The sequence below is a fragment of the Paenibacillus spiritus genome (assembly GCF_008710135.1).
GTDB classification, from domain to species: Bacteria; Bacillota; Bacilli; order Paenibacillales; family Paenibacillaceae; genus Paenibacillus_AQ; species Paenibacillus_AQ glufosinatiresistens.
Genome location: NZ_VYKK01000004.1, coordinates 522,182 through 539,165 on the forward strand (window position 1 = coordinate 522,182; position 16,984 = coordinate 539,165).

The 16,984-nt window shown below is 60.8% G+C and carries 13 protein-coding genes and 1 other annotated feature; of the genes, 3 read left to right on the forward strand and 10 right to left on the reverse strand.

Annotation, left to right across the window (positions count from 1 at the left end; genetic code table 11):
- Nucleotides 1-79 precede the first annotated feature (79 nt).
- The 7 genes from F4V43_RS04165 to F4V43_RS04195 form a co-directional block, all read right to left on the reverse strand.
- Nucleotides 80-1,348, reverse strand: a complete 1,269-nt coding sequence (locus F4V43_RS04165; protein ID WP_150456973.1) for an anti-sigma factor — start codon at nucleotides 1,346-1,348, stop codon at nucleotides 80-82.
- Nucleotides 1,345-1,893: an RNA polymerase sigma factor gene (locus F4V43_RS04170; RefSeq protein ID WP_150456974.1), complete on the reverse strand. Its 549-nt coding sequence runs from the start codon at nucleotides 1,891-1,893 to the stop codon at nucleotides 1,345-1,347. The genes F4V43_RS04165 and F4V43_RS04170 overlap by 4 nt, the downstream gene beginning before the upstream one ends.
- A 340-nt stretch (nucleotides 1,894-2,233) precedes the next feature.
- Nucleotides 2,234-3,397, reverse strand: coding sequence for a hypothetical protein (locus tag F4V43_RS04175; protein ID WP_150456975.1), 1,164 nt, complete (start codon nucleotides 3,395-3,397; stop codon nucleotides 2,234-2,236).
- Nucleotides 3,394-3,933 (reverse strand): RNA polymerase sigma factor, encoded by a 540-nt coding sequence (locus F4V43_RS04180; protein ID WP_150456976.1) that lies wholly within the window; start codon nucleotides 3,931-3,933, stop codon nucleotides 3,394-3,396. Before F4V43_RS04180 ends, F4V43_RS04175 begins: the two co-directional genes overlap by 4 nt.
- A 198-nt stretch (nucleotides 3,934-4,131) precedes the next feature.
- On the reverse strand, nucleotides 4,132-6,957 hold the full coding sequence (locus F4V43_RS04185) for a DNA internalization-related competence protein ComEC/Rec2 (RefSeq protein ID WP_150456977.1): 2,826 nt from the start codon (nucleotides 6,955-6,957) through the stop codon (nucleotides 4,132-4,134).
- Nucleotides 6,958-7,105: 148 nt separating this feature from the next.
- Nucleotides 7,106-7,624, reverse strand: a complete 519-nt coding sequence (locus F4V43_RS04190; RefSeq protein ID WP_150456978.1) for a deoxycytidylate deaminase — start codon at nucleotides 7,622-7,624, stop codon at nucleotides 7,106-7,108.
- A 92-nt stretch (nucleotides 7,625-7,716) separates the two neighbouring features.
- Nucleotides 7,717-8,376, reverse strand: a complete 660-nt coding sequence (locus tag F4V43_RS04195) for a ComEA family DNA-binding protein (RefSeq protein ID WP_150456979.1) — start codon at nucleotides 8,374-8,376, stop codon at nucleotides 7,717-7,719.
- A 118-nt stretch (nucleotides 8,377-8,494) separates the two neighbouring features.
- Between F4V43_RS04195 and comER the strand changes: the two genes are divergently transcribed.
- A complete protein-coding gene (comER, locus tag F4V43_RS04200; protein WP_150456980.1) occupies nucleotides 8,495-9,346 on the forward strand; it encodes a late competence protein ComER in 852 nt (283 codons plus the stop codon).
- A 118-nt stretch (nucleotides 9,347-9,464) separates the two neighbouring features.
- On the opposite strand, the gene leuS is transcribed toward comER, so the two are convergent.
- Nucleotides 9,465-11,915 (reverse strand): leucine--tRNA ligase, encoded by a 2,451-nt coding sequence (gene leuS / locus F4V43_RS04205; protein WP_317983764.1) that lies wholly within the window; start codon nucleotides 11,913-11,915, stop codon nucleotides 9,465-9,467.
- 138 nt (nucleotides 11,916-12,053) lie between these two features.
- Nucleotides 12,054-12,363, reverse strand: a binding site (T-box leader).
- Between the two features lie 27 nt (nucleotides 12,364-12,390).
- Nucleotides 12,391-13,461, reverse strand: a complete 1,071-nt coding sequence (locus F4V43_RS04210; protein WP_150456981.1) for an AI-2E family transporter — start codon at nucleotides 13,459-13,461, stop codon at nucleotides 12,391-12,393.
- Nucleotides 13,462-13,660: 199 nt separating this feature from the next.
- Here F4V43_RS04210 and bglS (F4V43_RS04215) point away from each other — a divergent pair, with 199 nt between their 5' ends.
- The gene (bglS, locus tag F4V43_RS04215) at nucleotides 13,661-14,383 is read left to right on the forward strand and encodes a beta-glucanase (RefSeq protein WP_150456982.1); all 723 of its coding nucleotides are present in this window, start codon (nucleotides 13,661-13,663) and stop codon (nucleotides 14,381-14,383) included.
- Between the two features lie 208 nt (nucleotides 14,384-14,591).
- On the forward strand, nucleotides 14,592-15,290 hold the full coding sequence (gene bglS, locus F4V43_RS04220) for a beta-glucanase (RefSeq protein WP_411898448.1): 699 nt from the start codon (nucleotides 14,592-14,594) through the stop codon (nucleotides 15,288-15,290).
- A 69-nt stretch (nucleotides 15,291-15,359) separates the two neighbouring features.
- On the opposite strand, the gene F4V43_RS04225 is transcribed toward bglS (F4V43_RS04220), so the two are convergent.
- Nucleotides 15,360-16,937: an extracellular solute-binding protein gene (locus F4V43_RS04225; protein WP_150456983.1), complete on the reverse strand. Its 1,578-nt coding sequence runs from the start codon at nucleotides 16,935-16,937 to the stop codon at nucleotides 15,360-15,362.
- Nucleotides 16,938-16,984 lie beyond the last annotated feature (47 nt).

Consider the following 16,984-nt stretch of genomic DNA (forward strand, 5'->3'; position numbering starts at 1 on the left):
CTTCTGCTTCTATTGTATTCTCCGGTTCAACGAAAGGTTCCGTACTCTTCCGTTCCTTGCACAAAAACGGCCGTCGATCTTACGGAGCGCTGCTGGCCCCGGTTCCTTCTGCGCCCGCTGAGGGGGCGGGAGTCGGTTCCGGTTCGGCGCGGACTGCGGGCCTGTACTGCTCCGTCCGTTCCTCTTCGCCGCTTCGGACGGTATAGACGAAGGTCTTCCCGTCGGCCGACCAGCCTCCGCTGACCCATTCTCCGGCAAGCGCCACCGAATTCAGCCGCTGCCCTTCCCGGTAGCTTCCTTGCTCCGGGATACTGTAGAAGTTCAAGCGCCCGTTCTCCAGCCGGGCTGTATACAGGCCATCCGGGGAGGTCCAGGACGAGTCGGCAGCCTCGGCGGGAGCCAGCCCCATTATGCCCGCGGAACCGCCGCCGGCGCTTCTCTCTTCCGGTTCAGCCATAATAGACATTTGGAGCGAATCGTGATCCGCCGCGCCAGGATCGGAGGACGGTGCGGAAGAAGGTGCTGCGGCCTTCTTCTGCTGCGTACCCTGGCGCAGGTCCTTCCGGACATCCGAACCGGAGGCGTCAGTTGCGGGAGCCTTCGCCGAAGGCTGCTTCCGATCCGCCGGTTGCTTCGCCGCCGCAGCGTCCCTGTCCTCGCCGCCGGTCTGGCCGGTGGCGGGAGCGGCTTCAGAAGGCGCCGCCTCTTGGCCAAGCGCATTTGCTGAAGAAGCCGCATTTGCCTGGTCCGGAGCCTGGGCAGCCGTTGCCGCAGCTCCGTCCGGTTCGCCTTCCGGCACGGCAGCCCCTTGCCCCGAGTTCGCTTCCGCATCCGGCGAAGCAGCGGCCGCCGAAGGAGCTGCCGCGTCCTTGGTGCCGGTATCCTGGACGGATAACAGGCTGTTCTCCACTTGAGCGTCGGGAAGCTCCTTGGGCATATTAAAAATCGCAATGCCCAAAATCAGCGCCGCCGCTGCCGCACCGATTCCGAACCGTCCGCCCATTCCCATGCCGCCGCGCCGCCGCGAACGGTCTCCGGAGCGGCGGGTCATTTCGTTCTGCGCGTCCTTCGCCCCCGACAGCCCGGCAGGCGGGACCACGGGAGATGGCTCCCCTGCCGCCGCCCGGTCGATCTCGTCCAGCCGGGGCAGGATGGCGTCGACCAGGCTGAACGGAGGCCGAACCTCCGGCAGCCGTTCCAGCTCCATGGAGAGCAGCTTCAATTGAGTAAATTCCTCGGCGCAATCCGGGCAGCCGTCGATATGCCGGAACAGCTCAGCCGCTTCCTCGCGGCTCAAGTCATGATCCACATAGCGATGCATCCATTCTCTCACCTCCGCGCAGCTCATCCCGTTACACCACCTTTCTGATAATCCTGTAGTCGGCTCTGCAGCTGCTGGCGGGCCCGGAACAAATAAGACTTCACCGTATTCAGGGGCAGACCCAGACAGTCCGCAATCTCGTTGTAAGACAAATCCTGCAGGTAGCGAAGCACAACCACCGTCCGGTGATGCTCGGGAAGCTGGTCGATCGCCTCGCGGATATCCTCGGCCAGATAGGAGGAGAGCACTTCGCGCTCCACATTCTGCTTCGATGTGAACACCATTTCGTGCTCATCGATGGATACCGTCGGCTTGGCCTTTCTGAACTTGTCGATGCATATATTCGTGACAATGCGCTGTACCCAGGTCTTGAACTGGGCTTTCTCTTCATAGGAATTAATCTTCGTGTAGACGCGGACCAGCGCTTCCTGGGAAGCGTCCAGCGCATCCTGTTCATTATGAAGAATATAGAAGGCCGTCTTGTAGACCTGTCCTTCGATCTGTCGCAATAGGGTGATTAGAGCGTCGCGATCGCCCGATTGAGCGGCTCTGATGAGTCCCTGCTCCACCACGAAGGTTCCCCCTCTCATGCAATCTTACTGACGGGCAAGACTGCGGAATAGTTGCAGACCTGATGCTGCGTTCCGGACTTCATTTGTGACAATTTATGCACCCGGTCAACCTTATGTATAAATGACCCATCCGGGAGATTCCTAATCTAGCATACTAGGGAAGTCCCAGGCAATCAAATTCCAAGTCTTTCTCCGCCAACAGGCAAAAGAGCCGGGAGCAAAACCGCTCCCGGCCCGTCTCACGCGCACGTCCCGCCCGGCGGGCGGTGGCCCCTTAGCCTTGCGCCGTATAAGCGGCTCCGAAGCCGCTTATACGGCGCACCCGGAGCCGCCCCGCATGTCAGTCCCAGATCAGCTTCAACGTATGGGTCCCGTCCGCCCCGGTGTAGGTCAGCGAGCCGTCCTCCCGCCTCTCGTAAGAGGCCGGCGTTTCTTCCGTCTCCGAATCGGGGTGATAGATTCGCGCCTTCCGTTCATACCCGCCGTTCCCGTCCGGGGTGCTGTAGATATAGAACAGCGCAACCTGCTCGTTGTCGATGCCCATCTCGAACTGATAGCCGCCTACCGAATGAAAAGAGACAATTTCCTTGGCTTCCGCCTCTCCGGTTGTCCCGACATTCTTCAGATCCAAGAGCCATAGCTTCTCCTCGCTGGGCTGGGCGGCGCCCGGTAGATGGGCGCTCGTAGACATCAACACATAGGGGCCGACATTGAACAGCGAGTTCAGCCGCATATCGGCGTCGGCTCGGGCCTGCTCCAGATAGACGGTCATCGGCAAGGTGCAGATCAGCCGGGCATCCGCCGCCTCCACCGACAGCACGCCTTTCTGCTTGGGGCTTAAATACAGCTTGTACGGCGTTGCGGCGTGCTCATCGAGCGTGCCTCTGCCCAGGAGCTTCGGCAGCGGGAACCAGACGATGCCCTCGGGCGACTCCGCCGCATCGACGGCATATTTCAGTTGCTCGTCCGGCACCTCAATCGAGTAGGTGCCGCTCGGCAGCTTGAACTCGGCAGCGGGCGGCGATGAGGCCGGGGGCGATGAGGCGGCGGGCGAAGCCGGCGAGAACGAAGGCGCACTGCTGGCAGCCGCCGGCTCCGTGGCCTGCGGCGCGCCGGTCTCGCCCGGCGCTGCGGCGGAGGCGGCAGGCCCCGGCGAAGCAGCCGGGGCAGCCGAGATGGCTGCGGCCGTTCCGCCGCCGGGCGCTACCCGGACGGCGGGCCCGGGGCCGCCGTCCCCGCCGCCGGCAAGCTGCGCGGCCGCCGCCACGAGCAGCAGCGCCGCTGCGGCGCCCGCCGCGGCCAGCGCGCGGCGCCGGGTCTGCGGGCGTGCCGCGGCCGCCCGCTCGATGCGGGACGCAAGCTCCGGCGTCATGCCGCCGGAGCGGTACGGACCGTCCGCCGCCCGGCCGTACCACGTCGGCCGGGCCTCTTCAGGGGCCTCCGCCTCCGGGCCGGAGGCCTGCCGGTTCAGATAGGGCTTGTCCTGCCTTTCTTCGTCCTTCATTCGCTCTCCTCCTTCTCCAGCGCCTGCCGCACCTTCGCTCTCGCCCGCGCCAGCCGCGATTTCACCGTTCCGGGCGCTACGCCCAGCAGTCTTGCCATCTCTTCTCCGGTCAGATCATACCGGATGTCGAGCACCAGCGCTTCCCGGTAAGGCACCGGAAGCGCCATAATGATTTGCCAGATCGCATCTGTGTACTGGCGGTTCAGTGCCTCCCGCTCCGCGGACGGCGCAGCTTCCGCATCCCGTCTGCCGGTGAAGAAAGGCAGGCTCCTCAGCCGCAGGCTGCGCCGCCAGTTCAGCGCCTGATTGCGGGCAATGGTCAGCAGCCAGGTTTTTACCGTCGAACCGCCGCGGAATGAAGATAGATGCGTGTAAGCCCTCAGAAAGGTCTCCTGGCACACCTCGTCCGCCTGATCCCGGCTTCCCGTCAGAAAATAAGCATAATTCCATATATCATCGCCATACTCCGCCATCAGTTCCCGAAGGGTCCTGTCCGGAGATGATACCATGGCGCGAAGATCGTCTCTCTCCGGCATTTTGTCACGCTCCCGTATAATAAGACACCCGGAGCAGCCAAAGGTTCCCGTTTCTCCACAAAAAACATTTCCTTTCAATATGAAATAAGAATACGCCCACCCGATCCCTCCCTGCTGGTTCAGCTGATTCTGCTGGTTCTGCTCGTTCAGCTGGTTCTTCCGGTTCTTCCGTTCTACTGGATCTGCAGGTTTATCGGTCTATCGGTTCTGCTGGGTCGGTTCCGCCTGTGCCGGTTCCTCCAGCCGATGCCGCACCTGCAGCGTTCCATCTTCAATCCGCATCTGCACCTCTCCCTGCCGGTCAGTCCGGCAGATCTCTGTCCCGGCCGCCGTCAGCCGGTCCAGCACCTCCTGGCCCGGATGCCCGTACAGGTTATTCTTCCCCACGGAGATGACCGCCGTTGCCGGATTCCAATAGCGCAGCCATTGCTCACTGCTTGAGGTCCGGCTGCCGTGGTGCGCGACTTTCAGCACATCGACATGTTCTGCGGGTGCGGTCCCGGAACGGGAGGCCGCTTGGGCAGCGACCATGTCCCGCTCCTGCTCCTTCTCCATATCCCCGGTGAACAGGAAGCTGCGGCCGCTCAAGGTCAGCTTGAAGACAACCGACCTGTTGTTCTGCTCCTTGCAGACCGGCAGTTCCTCCCGTTCTCCCCCGTTCGCTCCTGCCGCCCCCTTCCCCCCTTCCGGCCCAAGGAACTCAATTGTCGTACTGCCGTCCGGCGCAAGACGCATTCCCCGGTGAACGGCATACAGACGCACTTTCTTGTCCAGCGCAGTCTGCATCAGCTTCCGGTAGGCATCCGTATCGGCGATTGTACCGTTGAAGAGCAGCGCCGACACCGGTATCTCTTCCAGCACTGCCTGAAGGCCTCCGGCATGATCCTGGTCGCCGTGCGTCAGAATGACGGCATCCAGCCGGTGAATGCCCCGCTTCTTGAGCAGCGGAACCAGCGTCTTCCGGCCCACCTCATACGGGTCGCGCCGCATCCGCCAGGGCTCTTTCTTACCGAAGCTGACGGTTCCTCCGCCATCGACCAGAATATGGCCGCCCGAGGGGGTCTCAATCAGGATGCTGTCGCCCTGGCCCACATCCAGAAAGCTGACGGAACCTTCCGCTGACAGAAACGCCGTCCGGTAGCCGAAGACCAGCAGCCCGGCAAGCGATGCCGCCAGCAGGGACGCGGACAGGCCAAGGGCGCGAGACCGGACATCGTTCGTCCCCTTCCGGCGTTCCGCCTCGATCTTCTTCAGCAGGCCGGGATTCAGCGGTCTTGTCTCGTCGATGCCGAATACCGGCGCATTGCGCCTGTCCGCCCGGAGGCTCAGACTCTTCAGCAGGCCGTACAGCAGGCCATAGTAGGCTGCGATCCATAACGGACTCGGGGAAGGCCAGATCATCGATCCGGCGAGATCCGCGCACCCGTCCACGGCGGCGAATGTAGCCCGGTTCATCCCGTGCACGGCATAGGCCAGACCGGACGCGCCCGCCTTCCAGACCGGAGCCAGCAGCAGCGCGGCGGTACCCGCCGGAAGCACAACGAAGCTGATGAACGGCACCAGCGCCAGGTTGGCGGCGAACGACAGCAGCGCGAACTGATTGAAGTAACAGATCGTCAGCGGAAAAGAAACCAGCTGCGCCGCCGCCGTAACGGCCACTGCGCCGCGAAGCCGCTTCGGAAGCGCCGATAAGAGCGGCGCCGCCAGGGGAACAAAGACCAGCAGTCCGGCTGTAACCAGAAAGGACAGCTGAAACCCGACATCCGCTAGATTATACGGATTCCAGAGCAGCATCATGAGCCCTGCCGCGCAGAGCAAATGCAGTCCGTCCTTGAGCACGCCCCGGCGCGAGGCGTACAGGCCAATCATCGACATCAGACCCGCCCGGATCACCGAAGGCCCGGCTCCGGTAAGCAGCACATACAGCGGAACTAGAAGCAGCGCAGCCGTAAGCGAGGTTTCGCGCGTCAGCCGGAGCCGGGCCAGGAGGAACAGCAGGCAGCCGACGAATACAGCCACATGCATGCCGCTGATTGCCAGAATATGCGTCAATCCAAGCTTGGAGAAATCGCGGTATGTACCCGGGTCCAGGTCATCCTGCATCCCGATAATCAGCCCTTTGAGATACCCGGCATCCTTGTCGTCAAAAATCCGGTCCAGTTCCAAAGCCATGCCGCTGCGCAGGCGGTCCGCCCAATGCAGCGGCAGCCGCAGGCTGAAGCCGGCAAGCGGGGTTACCTTCGCCTGCGAAGCGCCTTGGGCGGTCAGGAGCCAGTGAATGCGATGGTTATGCAGATAACGGCGGTAATCGAAACCGCCGAAATTGCGCGGACCTGCAGGCTGCTCCAGATTGCCCGCCAGTCTGATCCGGTCCCCCCTCTGCCAGCCGCCAACGATTCCAATCTCTTCTTCGGCGGCCAGCTTGAGCTGGACCTGTACGATCTCGTCCCGCTCGGAGAAACTGTTCGCATCCGCCTGCTCTTCGTCGGAACCGCTCTCCGAAAGAGAGGGTAGCCCCCCGGTAGTTCCGGTGTTCCTGGTCGCTCCGGCGATTCCGGCGATTCCGGTGGTTCCGATGGTTCCGGTAGTTTCGGTAGTTTCGGTGGTTCCGGCGGTTTCGGTATGTCCTGTTCGGCCATCCCGGATTTCTCCCAGCTTCAGCTTGAAGCTGACTTTATCGCCGTCCCGTTCTACCGTAGAGACGATAGTACCCGATGCTGTCACCGGTGCTCCATCCGGTTCTCCCGCCGCGGTCTTCAGCGCTTGCGGCAGCAGGCTGATATTGCGGCCTTCAGTCCAGGCTCCGTAGAGGGTGCCGATCACCAGAGCGGCCCACAGCATCGCCGCCCAGCGGACGGCCCGTCCCGCGGATGAGGGCGGTCGTCTTCCGCTGTACAGACAGAAGCCCGTCGCTGCCAGCGCCGCCCCCAGACAGAGCGCCATGCTTCCGGAGGGGTGCAGCAGGGCGACGGCCAGCCCTGCGGTCCAGGCTGCCGTGACGGCAATCAGCGGTCTTCGGTACATCGCAATCCCTCTTTTCTGACATAATGGAATCTTTAAAAGCTGCCGGGGGCGTTAGACGCCAAAGAACCCCTGCCGTGTGCATCTTGCGATGCGGCAGGGGTTCTTCCCCGGTCAATCCTTATTCGAATTCTCCCGCGATCCGGGTTCTCTAGTCGATGGCCTCCAGCAGCGTCTCCCTCGGCGGCTCGTAGCCTTCAAGCCGGCGAAACAGAATGCCCTTGGCGTTCATCATGTCCTCCACCTTATCCATATCCTTTCGGTACGGACGGTTGTAGACGATTTCCCGCACCCCGCTGTTGGCCAACATGTTCGCGCAGGTCCAGCACGGCTCGTCGGTCACGTAGACCGTACTGCCTTCCCGGTCGGTACGGTCCGTGAACAGCAGCAGATTCTGCTCGGCATGGATCGTACGGATGCAGCGCTGCTTCTTCACCATCCGCTCCACGCCGTCCTCCATCTTGCGTTCGTACTGCTCGGCCACCATGCATCCCGCTTCAGAACAGTCGGGGAGGCCCATCGGCGCTCCGTTATAGGCGGTGCCGAGCAGCTTCTTGCCTTGAACCAGCACAGCGCCGACATGGCGCCGTGGACAGCGCGAACGGGTGGATACCATGAAGGCAATATCCATGAAATAGGTGTCCCAATCCTTGCGATTCTCCGTGGTCATGTCACTGATCTCCATTTTATGTGCGCATTTTGCCCTATTGTAGCATAACCCTGGCCTGTGTACTACGGGCTTAGCCCCGCCGCTATCCGAATTCAAAAAGCGACCGCACGCTCAAGCTTCTCCAGCAGCTTCGGACCAATTCCTTTGACCCGTCCCAGATCGGCCAGGTCCCTGAACGGTCCGCCGCCGGCACGCTCGTCCAGAATGGCCTGCGCCTTCTTCTCTCCGATTCCGGGCAGCTCGGTCAGCTCCGCGAGCCCTGCGGTATTGACATTGATCCGCCCGTCCTTCGGGATGCCGGAAGAAGGAGGCGCGGAAGCTCGCGTTGTTCCTGCGCCAATGCCGGCGGCAGCCGTGCCCGCGATCTCCGGGGAAGCGGCGTCGCCGGCTCCGGTGCCCGCGGCTGCCCGGATACCCGAGCCGGCCGGTTCCTTGGCAGCCGGTGCCTTCGCGGCTGCTTCGTTGACGCCCGCTGCGGCGCCGGCGGCTTCGGTGACGCCCGCCGGGGCGGCCGCCCCCTTTTCTCCGGCTATGCTGCCCGCAGCGGTGGCGGTCCTCTCCTCTCCGGCTCTGCTGCCATCAGCGGCGGCGGCCGGCGTTCCCGGCGCGGCCGAGGCCGAGAGCCTCACGGCCATTTCGCCATTCAGCGTCTCCCAGCCGCTGATCCCCCGGTCCGTCCGGATGGCGGACCCGATCCAGATCCCGCCAGCCAGCGCCAGAACCAGTCCGGCGGCGATTCGTATTTTGCCCATAATCGTCTTCCTCTCCTTAAATATGCCGGATTCCCAGGCATGAGCCCGGGATTCGGCGCATACACATAACGAAGAACTTTGCCGTCACGATACTAGCGCGAAGGGAGGTTAACACAGGATGAAAGCGGGATTTATCGGTACCGGCAGCATGGGCAGCCTCCTGATCGACGCTCTTCTGTCTTCGGGCGCGCTCCAGGCCGCCGATGTGCTGGCCAGCAACCGCAGTCCGCAGAAGCTGATCCGGCTCGCGCAGCGTTACCCCGGCCTTTCGCTCTGCAGCCGCAATTCGGAGACCGCGGCAGGCAGCGATCTTCTGTTCCTGTGCGTCAAACCGCTGGAGTTCAAGGCGCTGATCGACGAGATCGGTCCCGTGCTCCGCGCCGAGCAGATCGTCGTCTCCATCACAAGCCCCGTTCAGCTGCATCACCTGGAGAGCGTCCTGCCCTGCAAGATCGCCAAAATCATACCGAGCATCACCCACCGCGTATTCAGCGGCGCCTCACTGTGCATCTTCGGCAGCCGGCTCGGCGAAGACGACCGCCGCTTGCTGCTGAAGCTGTTCTCCCATATAGGCATTCCGGCCGAAATTCACGAGGAGCACACCCGGATCGCTTCCGACTTCTCCAGCTGCGGGCCCGCGTTCGTCAGCTATTTCCTGGAACGCTGGGTCGAGGCCGCCGTCCGGGAGACCGGGATCGACGAACGGCTTGCCGTCCGGCTTGCCGGCGAAATGCTGCTGGGGACCGGCCGGCTGCTTACCGAAGGCGAATTCAGCCCCCAGGAGCTTCAAGAACGGGTTGCCGTTCCCGGAGGCATTACGGCCGAAGCCCTGAATCATCTTCGCCGCAGTCTGGACGGCGTCTTTGAGCAGCTGATTGAGACTACGCAGGGCAAGTACGAGGAGGACATCGCCAAGCTGGACCGGCTGTTCGGCCGGGACAGCGTCATTCAGGAGCCGCTGGACCGCTGACCTTGGTTCGCCCGCCCCCTTGTGCCACGCCAAAAAGCCCGCAGGCAGAGTTCTCTCTGCACTGCGGGCTTGGCGTGCTTCGCCTGCCCCGAACGATCGGTTAACCGGATGGTCGGACTTAACCGACGACGATATTCACCAGCTTGCCCGGTACTGCAATGATTTTGCGGACCGTCTTGCCTGCGGTTGCGGCTGCGACGTTCGGAAGAGCGAGCGCATGCTTCTGCATGTCTTCCTGTCCGAGATCGGCGGCAATCACCGTACGTTCGACAATTTTGCCGTTGACCTGAACGACGATCTCCACTTCCGCATCCACGGTGAGCTTCTCGTCGAACGCCGGCCAAGGCACGTAGCTGATGCCGCCTTCGTGGCCGAGCCGTTCCCACAGCTCTTCGGCGATATGGGGAGCAAGCGGTGACAGCATTTGAACGAAGCTCTCCATCGCGGCTCTCGGCAGCGTATCCTGCTTGTAGGCATCGTTGATAAAGATCATCAGCTGGCTGATCGCCGTGTTGAAGCGCAGGGCCTCGAAGTCTTCGGTAACCTTCTTGACCGATTTATGCCAGGTCCGCTTGAACTCTTCGTTACCGCCTTCCGGCTGAATCTTCGGATTCAGGCTGCCGTCTTCGGCCACGAACAGGCGCCAGACGCGCGAGAGGAAGCGGTGAATGCCTTCCACCCCGGACGCGCTCCACGGCTTCGTCGCTTCCAGAGGACCCATGAACATCTCGTAGACGCGCAGCGTATCGGCGCCGAACTCGCCGACAATCTCGTCGGGATTGATAACGTTGCCGCGCGATTTGCTCATCTTCTCGTTGTTCGTTCCCAGGATCATCCCCTGGTTCACGAGCTTGTGGAACGGCTCCTTCGTGCTGACTACGCCGATATCGTACAGCACCTTATGCCAAAAGCGGGCGTACAGCAGATGCAGCACGGCATGCTCGGCGCCGCCGATGTACAGATCGACCGGCAGCCATTCCTTCTGCTTCTGCGGCGAGCACAGCTCCTGGTCGTTGTGCGGATCGATGTAGCGCAGATAGTACCAGCAGCTTCCCGCCCATTGCGGCATCGTGTTGGTCTCGCGGCGCGCCTTCATGCCCGTCTCCGGATCGACGGTCTCCACCCAATCCGTCACATTGGCCAGCGGCGATTCGCCGGTGCCCGACGGCTTCACGACATCGACATCCGGCAGCATCAGCGGCAGCTGATCCTCCGGGACGGTCTTCATTGTGCCGTCCTCCAGATGAAGAATCGGAATCGGTTCCCCCCAATAACGCTGGCGGCTGAACAGCCAGTCGCGCAGCCGGTAGGTGACTTTGCCTTTCCCGGCCCCCTTCTCCTCGAGCCGGGAAATCATAGCGGCGATGGCGGCGGCATTGTCCAGACCGTCCAGGAAGTCCGAGTTGACATGCGGACCGTCTCCGGTAAAGGCCTCCTTCTCTACATCTCCGCCTTGCACCACTTCCACAATGTCCAGTCCGAACTGCTTGGCGAACTCCCAGTCGCGGGTGTCATGCCCCGGAACGGCCATAATCGCACCGGTTCCGTACCCGGCCAGAACATAATCCGCAATCCAGATCGGCAGACGCGCGCCGCTGACCGGATTGACCGCATACGCCCCGGTGAAGACGCCGCTCTTCTCCTTCGCAAGGTCCGTCCGCTCCAAATCGCTCTTGCGCGCGGCCTTGTCGCGGTACTCGTCTACGGCAGCGCGCTGCGCCTCGGTTGTAATCGCGCTCACCAGCTCATGCTCGGGCGCAAGTACGCAGTAGGTGGCTCCGAACAGCGTATCGGGACGGGTCGTGAATACCGTCAGCGATTCGTCACGGCCTTCAATGCCGAAGGCGACTTCCGCGCCCTTCGACTTGCCGATCCAGTTGCGCTGCATATCCTTGATGCTCTCGGACCAGTCCAGCTCCTCCAGATCCTCCAGGAGACGCTCGGCGTACTCCGTGATGCGCAGTACCCATTGGCGCATCGGCTTGCGGATGACGGGATGGCCGCCGCGCTCGCTTTTGCCGTCGATGACCTCTTCATTCGCCAGCACCGTGCCCAGCGCCGGACACCAGTTCACCGCCACTTCGTCCACGTAAGCCAGCCCTTTGTTGTAGAGCTGGATGAAGATCCACTGCGTCCATTTATAGTAGGCCGGATCGGTCGTGCTGATCTCGCGGTCCCAATCGTACGAGAAGCCGAGCGACTTGATCTGCCGGCGAAAATTGTCGATATTCTTCTTCGTGAATTCACGCGGGTCGTTGCCGGTATCAATGGCATACTGTTCGGCCGGGAGGCCGAAGGCGTCCCACCCCATCGGATGGAGCACGTTGTAGCCGCGCATCCGCTTGTAGCGGGAGACGATATCCGTTGCCGTGTAGCCTTCCGGATGGCCGACATGCAGTCCGGCTCCCGAAGGATACGGGAACATGTCCAGCGCATAGAACTTCGGCTTCTCCGGGTCCTCTCCCGTCTTGAATGTATGCTGCTCTTCCCAATACTTCTGCCATTTCGGCTCCACCTTCTGCGCTTGATAACCCTGCGCGGAAGGCATGTTCTCCTTGATGTCGCTCATGGACATTTCCTCCTAGAATGAATGAAATCCCCCACAAAGTGAGGAGCTGCTCCGATCCTTGGTCGGGGTATCCGGCTAGGACTTCCGTTCCCGCTGGCGCAATCGCCATTAAAAAAGCTCCCCGTCCCTAGCGTTATCGCTAGGGACGAGAAGCCTGAAGTTCCCGTGGTACCACCCTAGTTAGCCGGCGCCATGCTTTGGCCGCCTGCTCACTTGTACACCCGGTAACGGAGGTGAACCGGCGACGCCTACTGTGCGCCGGAATATTGCGCCGTTACCAGGAAGCCTCTCGCAAGAGATGTTCCATCGGCTGAACCTTCCGCTGCCGCACCTTCGGGCCGCTGCTCCGAGGCGAGTTCGCTCTTCCTGCCAACCGGCTCGCACCAAGAAGCGCCGGCTCTCTGAATGGCATGACTTGTAAGCTACTGATCCTCATCGTCGCGTATCTCCAACATTATAACCAACGCATGTCATTCTAGTCAATCCGCGTCCGGTTCATATAATAGACCCCCGCATGATGGAGCACGACCTTCCCGGCGGCGAAGATCGGCACCGCCAGAATCAGCCCGACGATGCCGCCGACTTCACCGCCGACCAGCAGCGCGAGAATAATGAGAAGCGGATGAAGATGAAGCGTCCGTCCCACCACATACGGCGAGACGATGTTGCTCTCCACCATCTGGCACAGCGTATTGACCACCACGACATAGAGAACGAGCCGGAATGAAACCGTCGAAGCCACGATGACCGCAGGAGCGGCCCCGAGAAAAGGCCCCAGATAAGGGACAATATCGAAGACCGCCACCATTCCTGCGAACAGAAGCGGATAGGGCATGCCGATGATGGTGTAGCCGATATAGGCGAGCAGTCCGATGACGAGGCAGACAATAAATTGGCCGCGGATGTAGCTGCCGAGCGCAGCGTCGATCTCGCGCAGCAGTTTCACCGTGGATTTGCGGCGCGACCGGGGCAGGCACGAGACCAGCAGCCGCTCGAACACGTCAAAATCCTTCAATATATAGAAAGCCAGGAACGGCACGATAAAGGCGTCGAACAGAATTCCGATGGTCGTGCCGATATGATCCAGCAGATTAGAGATTCCATGGGCCAGCCGGTTCTCCATCTCCACCAGCCAGCTGTCCATTCCCCGCCCGACTCCCGGCGGGATGATTCCGGTATCCATGCTGCGCATCATGCCCTGAGCCCTGAGGGTCATCTCCGGCAGGTGCTCGTTCAGTTCCTCCAGCTGCTTCAGGAACATCGGAATCAGATTGATGGCGATCACCGTCAATACCGTCAGGAAGACGGTATAGATCAGCAGAACGGCCACGCCGCGCGGCATCTTGCGTTTACCGAGCCGGGCTACGACCGGATTCAGCACATAGGAGACGATGATGGCGGCAACGAACGGAGCCAGCACCGCTTTGAGGAACAGATAGACGCCGTGCAGCATAGGCCGCAGCAGCCAGAAGAAATACAAGATGATCAGAACAAGCAGAAGCCCGATCATTCGCCGGAACCCTTTTCCCTGAAGCCACTCTTCCACATTCTTCCCTCCCGGTCCGATCCTGGTGGAACGCATGTACAGTCAGTATGTGTGGAAGATGCGGGAATTAACCGTTGGACCGAGGAAATCTTGGAATTTTGTTATGCCGCTTGGGAAGTTGGTATGGCCTCGACCAGAAGAGCAGAGTACGATAATTCCGAAATATAAAACGCTTACATTTTAAGGAGGAATGTTTCGGATGACAAGGTTCAAACGGTTCGGCAGCGGTGCTCTTCTCCTGCTTCTTATTACGCTGATGGCGGGTACCCCTTCCGCTTCGGCCGCTACTACCTTTTGGGAGCCCCTGACTTATTTTAATTCTTCCACCTGGCAGAAGGCGGACGGTTATTCCAACGGCGGCATGTTCAACTGCACCTGGCGGGCCAACAACATCTCGTTCACCAGCGGCGGACAGCTCCGGCTTGCATTGACCAGTTCAGCTTACAACAAATTCGACGGAGCCGAAATGCGGTCCGTGAACAAGTACGGGTACGGCAAATATGAAGTGAGCATGATGCCGGCCAAGAATACGGGCATTGTCTCCTCGTTCTTCACGTACACCGGTCCTTCAGACGGAACGCCTTGGGATGAGATCGACATCGAGTTCCTGGGCAAGGACACCACCAAGGTGCAGTTCAACTATTATACCAACGGCGTCGGCAACCATGAGAAAATCGTCGATCTCGGCTTCGACGCCTCGAAGGGATATCATACGTATGCCTTCGACTGGCAGCCGGGCTCCATCAAATGGTATGTCGACGGCGTGCTGAAGCACACGGCTACAAGCAATATTCCGTCCCATCCCGGTAAAATTATGATGAACCTCTGGAACGGCACCGGCGTTGATTCCTGGCTGGGCTCCTACAACGGCGCCAATCCGCTCTACGCTTACTACGATTGGGTCAAATTTACCGGCAACTGATTTCTCCCTCTCCCGGGCTCCGGCTCTCGCCTAACGCGATAGCCGGAGCTTGTTGCGTCGGCCCCTCCCATGTTCACAATTTGTTATCCGTCTTGTCATCTTGGTATAGCGGCGGCGGATACCCGCTCCGTACAATGAAGACAAGAACAAACGCAGGAGGAGCAGATCTGTGAAGCGCAGCAAATGGATCCTGGCAGGGGCGGCCGCTCTGGGCGTGACCGCGGCCGTATGGGGAGCCGCCGAGCTTGCTCCCGCCTCTCCAACCGCCTCCGGGGGTTGGGAGGATTCTCTGGACGCTTACCGTCCGGATAAGTGGCACAAAGCCGACGGTTATTCCAACGGCAGCATGTTCGACTGTACCTGGAGAGCCGATAATGCAGCGTTTGCCGGAGACGGCTTGTTGACTCTGTCGCTGACGAAGGCGGCGGACGGCAGGCGCGACGGCGCCGAGTACCGTTCTTCCGGGAAGTATGGCTACGGACGTTACGAAGTCCGGATGAAGCCGGCGGCCAATCCGGGGATCGTATCTTCTTTCTTTACTTATACCGGTCCTTCGGAGGGCGAGCCCTGGGATGAGATTGATATCGAATTTCTCGGCAAGAACACGACGCAGGTTCAATTCAATTATTTTACCAACGGAGAAGGCGGCCACGAGCATGTGGCGGATCTCGGCTTTGACGCCTCCCGGGAGTTTCACACCTACGGATTTCAGTGGAGCCGGGAGGCGATCACCTGGTATATTGACGGCAAGCCGGTCCATACCGCAACGGACAACCTTCCTTCTGCGCCGGGCCGGGTCATGATGAATCTCTGGAACGGGACAGGCGTCGATTCCTGGCTGGAACCGTATGACGGCCAGGCGCCGCTGTACGCATATTATGATTGGGTCCGGCATACCCCGGAATAACGAAGGGCAAATCCCTTTCGCATACAAGAAACCGCCTTAAATTAAGGCGGTTTCTTGTCCCTGCGGCCGTCAGCGCTTCTCCTTGTCCCAGCGGTTGACTTCCCGCGTCATGGCGTCTCCGCCGTACTCGCGCCACTTGCCGACGAAGTCGTCAAACTCGCCGAGGCTGCCGTCTGCAAATATGATTCGCTGATACGTCTTCTGCTCCAGCTTGCGCAACAGTTCCCTGTCGGCTTCCATGGCCGGAATCGGCGGTCCGGTATACTGCTCCTTCCGGGAGGCGTCCTTCTGGCTCAGCAGCACCGGCGCAATATCCTTCGGAATCTCCTTGGTGACACGGGACGGAATCCGGGCCCCGTCGAAGGTCAGCGTGTAGGAGGCCACCCGAATTCCCCCAAGCGGGAGCGCGGAGGGCTCAATGCTGGGCTTGCCGTTCACCATCGTCCAATCGTATCCTTCTGCAAGTCCGTTCGCGAACTCGCCGGTAGACGTGGCGTAGGAGTCGAACAGGTAGTTCTGGTACGTGAACAGAATCTCGGGATGCTTCATTCGCTTGTTGATAAGAATGGCTCCATTGACGGGCAGAGAGCCTCTTCGCTGCACCATTCCTCCGGGACCGGAAGGTATGGCCACGGGAACAACGGCCGACTTCGGGTCCTGGGCGGCGAGCTTCGACAGCGGCCAGCCTCTCATCCAGTAGGGACCGGCTATGATCCCCGCTTTGCCGGAGACAAAGAGATTGGCGGCCCCTTCTTCATCGAACCAGGCGCTGTCCATGGACACATATCCTTTCATCACCCAGTCCTTCATCTGTTCGATGCCCTTGCGGGCTGCCGGCTGGACGGAGCCGTACGCCAGCGAGCCGTCGGATTCGCGGTTCCATTGCTCGGGGACGATGCCGTAAGCGCCGAAGATCCAGCTGCTGTCTCCCATCCAGGTATTGGGTCCGTTCCGGAAGCTGACGGCCAGACCGAACGTATCCTTCTTCCCGTTGCCGTCCGGATCCCGGTTCGTGAAGGCATCCAGTACCCGTTCCAGCTCGTCCATGGTTCGCGGGACGGGCAGGCTTAGCCGATTCAGCCAATCCTGACGAATCCAGAGAATCGGATCGGAGCTGTACTCATAATCCATAATGGGGATGGCATACCGCTCTCCATTTCTCACAAAGGCATCCCAGGCGGAAGGATCTTCGGCCACCGCCTTCTTCCAGACCGGCGACGCATAGCGTTCGAACAGGCTGCCGACCTCCCGGAACTGACCGGAGCCGATCAGCTCCTGAATGACGTCGGCGTCCCGGGTTGTGACCACATCGGGCATATTGCCCTTGGCCAGCTCCAGACGAAGCTTGTTGGCGTAGGTCTCCGTTGTGCCGGAGATCGTCCACAAATAACGAATCCGGATGCCGAGCCGTTCTTCGGCCCACTCGGTGTGGACATTGTGCTCCAGGCTCTCGTCCTGCTTGAAGGTCAAATTGGGATTCACGGAACCGACCGTATACAGGTCTACAGGCGGATTGTACCGTCCCTGCTTCGCATCAAAGAGGATGTCCGTCTTGGCCGGTCCGGTTCCCGGCTCATCGGCATGGTTCCCCGGGGAACAGCTTGGCAGCATAAGCAGCATGGCAAGCAGCGCGATTCGATGTTTCATGGTGTCTCCCGCTTTCTCACGATTTCTGAAAGAATTAAACCGATTGT

Coding starts and splice junctions, on each gene's coding strand:
- F4V43_RS04165 (WP_150456973.1), bottom strand. CDS start 1,348: ATGAGCTGCGCGGAGGTGAGAGAATGGATGCATCGCTATGTGGATCAT.
- F4V43_RS04185 (WP_150456977.1), bottom strand. CDS start 6,957: ATGTACCGAAGACCGCTGATTGCCGTCACGGCAGCCTGGACCGCAGGG.
- F4V43_RS04195 (WP_150456979.1), bottom strand. CDS start 8,376: ATGGGCAAAATACGAATCGCCGCCGGACTGGTTCTGGCGCTGGCTGGC.
- F4V43_RS04190 (WP_150456978.1), bottom strand. CDS start 7,624: ATGACCACGGAGAATCGCAAGGATTGGGACACCTATTTCATGGATATT.
- F4V43_RS04180 (WP_150456976.1), bottom strand. CDS start 3,933: ATGCCGGAGAGAGACGATCTTCGCGCCATGGTATCATCTCCGGACAGG.
- leuS (WP_317983764.1), bottom strand. CDS start 11,915: ATGAGCGACATCAAGGAGAACATGCCTTCCGCGCAGGGTTATCAAGCG.
- F4V43_RS04175 (WP_150456975.1), bottom strand. CDS start 3,397: ATGAAGGACGAAGAAAGGCAGGACAAGCCCTATCTGAACCGGCAGGCC.
- F4V43_RS04225 (WP_150456983.1), bottom strand. CDS start 16,937: ATGAAACATCGAATCGCGCTGCTTGCCATGCTGCTTATGCTGCCAAGC.
- comER (WP_150456980.1), top strand. CDS start 8,495: ATGAAAGCGGGATTTATCGGTACCGGCAGCATGGGCAGCCTCCTGATC.
- bglS (WP_150456982.1), top strand. CDS start 13,661: ATGACAAGGTTCAAACGGTTCGGCAGCGGTGCTCTTCTCCTGCTTCTT.